We start from the raw sequence: 2,845 nt of genomic DNA, 5'->3' as shown, positions 1-2,845 counted from the left end.
CTCGCCGAGGAACTGAGCCTGCTCCAACTGGAGCTCACGGAGAAGACACGCGATGTGACGGTCATCCTGGACTGCTGCCACGCCGCGCGGATGTCCCGCGACGCCGGCGCCGTCCCCAGGGCCAACGGCAGCGTCGAGTACGGGTGGTCGAGGCTTGAGCGGCGCCGGCGTCGCGGGACATCCGCGCGGCGTGGCAGCAGTCCAGGATGACCGTCACATCGCGTGTCTTCTCCGTGAGCTCCAGTTGGAGCAGGCTCAGTTCCTCGGCGAGTACGCACCGCGCGCCGCTCCCCGACCGGTCGTCGAAATCGGTGGGCAGCACGTACTGGATCCACGGCGGTGATCCGGGGCCGGCGGCTGCCGGCGGGTTGCGTTCCCGGCCGCCGTGACCGGAGTAGTAGACGACGGCCGTGTCCCGGCTGCCGGTGTCCTCGATCAGCCCCCGGTAGCGCGCGACGATCTCCGCGGCGGTGGCGCCGGTGCCGGTGCCGACGGTCGTGGTGAAGCCCAGTGAGGTCAGCGCGGCGTCCATGGCCTCGACGTCCGTGTGCACGCCGGTGAGTCCACCGGTCTGACTGCCGATCAGCAGCGCGCGCTTCATGGGGATTTCCCTCCGGGTGAGGTCGCGGCCTCGGTGAGGTTTCCGGTTGTCCCGCGTGGTGATCGGTGGCGACCATACAATCGGTCCGTGACACCGTATGGCACACCATCATGAACCGGGACCAGGGTGTCCCGGAGCCGGAGCCGGAGCCGGAGCCGGAGCCGGAGTCCGTCGACGGTCCGGAGCGATCGGAGCGGCTGGTCTCCCTGATGTCCGGAGTCATGGAACTGCGGTTGCCGCCCGAGCGCTGGGCCGAGATCGGCGTCCTGCTCGACGAGGTGGGCCGCGCCCTCGCGGACGGGGACCAGGAAGCACTGTCGGCGGCCACGACGGACCTGGAGCTGATCGCCTCGGCCAGGGTGATCAGGCTCGGCTCCGGCGGCCCGGCGCCGGGCCCGCCACCGGACGAACAGCGCGAGCGGGCCGCGGACATCGTGCACCGGATCGGCGGTGCCGGACCTGGTCCGGCACCGGGCGGAGGCACCGGTGACCGCGCCCACGGTGGTTGACCAGGAGTTCGTGGTCCATCTCTTCGCACCCCTGCGAGGTCCGGGCGCGCCGGCCGCGTACCGGCGTACGCACGCGCTGTGGCGGAGCTGCCGGGACGTCCTGGGGATGTCCCTTCCCGTCGACGGGGCCGGGCTGCCGGACCGGATGCCCCGGGACCTGGCGGAGCTGCCCGCCGACGGCCCGGTGGCCGCCCAGGAGGATCCCGGCCGCGACCGGCAGAGCCTGCTACGGGTCATGGGCGGTGTCCTCCATCTCTCCGTGCTGTTCGCCGCGCCGCGCGGTGCCGCCGACCGTGCGGGCGGTACGGGAGTTACGGGCGATACGGGCTGGACCCGGTCCGAGCGGCTCTGGGCCGCGACGGCGGCCCGCGCGGCGGAGGGCGCCGACGCGGCGGCAGCCGTGCCGGGCCTCACCGACGCGGCAGCCGTGCCGGGCGCGTCCGTACCCGCCGATGTGATGCTCGGCGAGGCGCGGCTGTATCTGGCCAAGGTGCCCGGTGCCGGGCCGGTGGCGGCGGATCCCGAGCTGGCCCGGGGGCTGGCACCGCTGCTGGGCGCGGGTCCGGGCCCGAAGACACCGGACACACCGGACTGGTGGTCCTGGGGTACGGGCGTCACCGGCGGGCTCGCGCTCTGGGAGCCGACCCGGCGCCAGGAGCCGGCGCCGCTCCGACGGTTCCTCGTGCTCGCCCCCGAGACGGGCGACGCGCGGCTCAGCGCCTGGCTCTGGTCCGACGGCGGCACCGCCGCGCCGCCCTTCGCCCGCCATCTCGTCAACGCCGCGAAGGTGCGCCACCAGGTGAGGCTGTGGGAGGCGGCACAGCGGCCCCGGTCGCGAACCGAGCGGTTCGACGAGGTGTTCGCCAGGCTGCGTGAAATCACCGCCGCCGCGGCGTTCGGCGAGGGCAAGGACGGGGCCGCCGAGAACAACGACGCGGCCGAGGACGCGGCCGAGGAGTATCTGGCCCGGCTGCGCGCCGGACACGCGGAACTGGTCGCGGTCGTCGGCGATCTGCGGGACATGCGCGGCGCCGTGGAGGCGGCCCGGGACAACATGGTCCGCGCGCTCGGCCGCTCCCTTCCGCCGCCCGGCGGCCACGATCCGGTCAACGACGACCTCGCGCTGGCCGACTGGTTCATGGACCAGCTCGACGCCGATGTCCGGACCGTCGAGGCGAGCCGGGAGAGGGCGGCCGAGCTGCGGGCGCTCGCCACCGAAGCGGTGGACCGGCTCCCGGCCCGCCGTCCCGCCCCGGACCCGGCTCCGGCCCCGCTGCCCGTACCGGCCACCATGTCCGTACCCGTACCCGTACCGGCACCGGCCGTGCGCACCGGTACGGGCGGGCCCGCGTCGCCGCGGCGGAACGTGTTCGTGGTGCACGGCCGGGACGGGGCGCTGCGGACCGCGGTCTTCGACTTCCTGCGGGCCCTGGACCTGCGCCCGCTGGAGTGGGAGTCGCTGGTACGGACGACCGGCAGCACGGCACCGTTCCTCGGCGACGTGGTGGCCCAGGCACCCGCCCAGGCCCAGGCCGCGCTGGTGATCCTCTCGCCGGACGACGTCGTCCACCTCCATCCCGAACTGCACACCGACAACGAACACGACTACGAGACCGCGCCGACGCTCCAGCCGCGCCCCAATGTGCTGCTGGAGCTGGGCATGGTCCTCACCGCCTACCCGGAGCGGACGGTGATTCTGGAGATCGGCCGACTGCGGCCGATCTCCAGAATCACC

3 protein-coding genes are annotated in these 2,845 nt (G+C 74.0%); 2 read left to right on the top strand and 1 reads right to left on the bottom strand.

Features of this window, described 5'->3' with window-relative positions; translation table 11 throughout:
• Positions 1 to 61 precede the first annotated feature (61 nt).
• Positions 62 to 601: a caspase family protein gene (locus tag BFF77_RS25135; protein ID WP_066953742.1), complete on the bottom strand. Its 540-nt coding sequence runs from the start codon at positions 599 to 601 to the stop codon at positions 62 to 64.
• Positions 602 to 711: 110 nt separating this feature from the next.
• On the opposite strand from BFF77_RS25135, the gene BFF77_RS25130 reads away from it, so the two are divergent.
• Positions 712 to 1,110 (top strand): CATRA system-associated protein, encoded by a 399-nt coding sequence (locus BFF77_RS25130; RefSeq protein WP_141698520.1) that lies wholly within the window; start codon positions 712 to 714, stop codon positions 1,108 to 1,110.
• The coding region (locus BFF77_RS37150) for a CATRA conflict system CASPASE/TPR repeat-associated protein (protein ID WP_245703701.1) at positions 1,088 to 2,845 on the top strand (1,758 nt) is incomplete at its 3' end. The genes BFF77_RS25130 and BFF77_RS37150, both read left to right, overlap by 23 nt.

This window comes from Streptomyces lushanensis (assembly GCF_001700515.1).
Lineage (GTDB): Bacteria > Actinomycetota > Actinomycetes > Streptomycetales > Streptomycetaceae > Streptomyces > Streptomyces lushanensis.
The sequence above is the reverse complement of the archived record's forward strand: the minus strand, read 5'-3'. Positions and strand labels throughout refer to the sequence as shown.